Consider the following 1,039-nt stretch of genomic DNA (forward strand, 5'->3'; position numbering starts at 1 on the left):
TAACCCAAGTTGCTAGTTATTGATTGAGGCGATCGCTTGATGTAATAAAATCCCCTCCAGGTATAAAAAACGGAGGGGAATATGCTAAATGAAATAATTACCATCTATGCTATCATCGATGACTTACTTAGAGCAATTGGTCACAAAGAAGATTGTCGGCGAAATATGACTGATGCAGAAGTGATAACAACAGCAGTAGCTGCCGCAATGTTCTTTAATGGTAATCACACCAAAGCTTGTGACTATATGAAAGACCATAAATTAATATCAAATATGTTAGAAAAGTCACGATTTAATAGACGCTTACACGATGTTGATATGCTCATCAATGACTTATTTCATCAAATAGGGATGATTCTCAAAGAAACAAGCGATTGTACAGAGTATCTGTTAGATTCTTTCCCTGTTCCAATTTGTGATAATATCCGTATTTTTCAAGTTAAAATTCTGAAATCAGAAGATTATAGGGGTTATGCCGCATCAAAAAAGCGCTACTTTTACGGAGTTAAAGTTCAATTATTAACGACTAAAAGTGGTATACCAGTTGAGTTTGTCTTTATGCCTGGGAGTGCTGCTGATGTCAGAGCATTAAAGAGTTTACCATTAAATCTACCACCTGGTAGTAAAATATATGCGGACTCTGCGTACACAGATTATAATTGTGAGGATGACCTCGATGACAGTAGTGAGATTACACTAAATGTCATGAGAAAAAAGAATTCCAAGCGTCCAGATCAGCCGTGGATTCAATATATAAAACAGTCAATTCGTCATGATATTGAAACAGTCTTTAGTGCGATAACTAGTCTATTTCCTAAATCAATTCATGCAGTCACTTATAAAGGGTTTTTACTCAAATTACAAGCATTTATCTTTGCTTTTACTTTCAAACAAGCATTTATCTAACTAGTAATAGTTTATACTATAAGTTAAAATCTATCTCTCGGTTATGATCTGACGTAACCGAAGAGTTTTTGTGCGATCGCATGACTCTCCGGGTGCTTCGCACCCAGAGTCGCCTAACACGCAACTTGGGTTA

At 36.1% G+C, this 1,039-nt stretch carries 1 protein-coding gene; it reads left to right on the forward strand.

What is annotated here, in order from left to right; genetic code table 11:
* The first annotated feature begins 81 nt into the window (after positions 1–81).
* Positions 82–906 carry an IS982 family transposase gene (locus V7K67_RS16195; RefSeq protein WP_335167428.1) on the forward strand — a complete coding sequence of 275 codons (825 nt, stop codon included), beginning with the start codon at positions 82–84 and terminating at the stop codon, positions 904–906.
* Positions 907–1,039: the final 133 nt, after the last annotated feature.

Origin of the sequence: Nostoc sp., assembly GCF_036917155.1 — a bacterium.
Classification (GTDB): domain Bacteria; phylum Cyanobacteriota; class Cyanobacteriia; order Cyanobacteriales; family Nostocaceae; genus Nostoc.

Bases quoted from the DNA above. Each gene is read 5' to 3' on its own strand.
- V7K67_RS16195 (WP_335167428.1), top strand. From the start codon at position 82: ATGCTAAATGAAATAATTACCATCTATGCTATCATCGATGACTTACTT.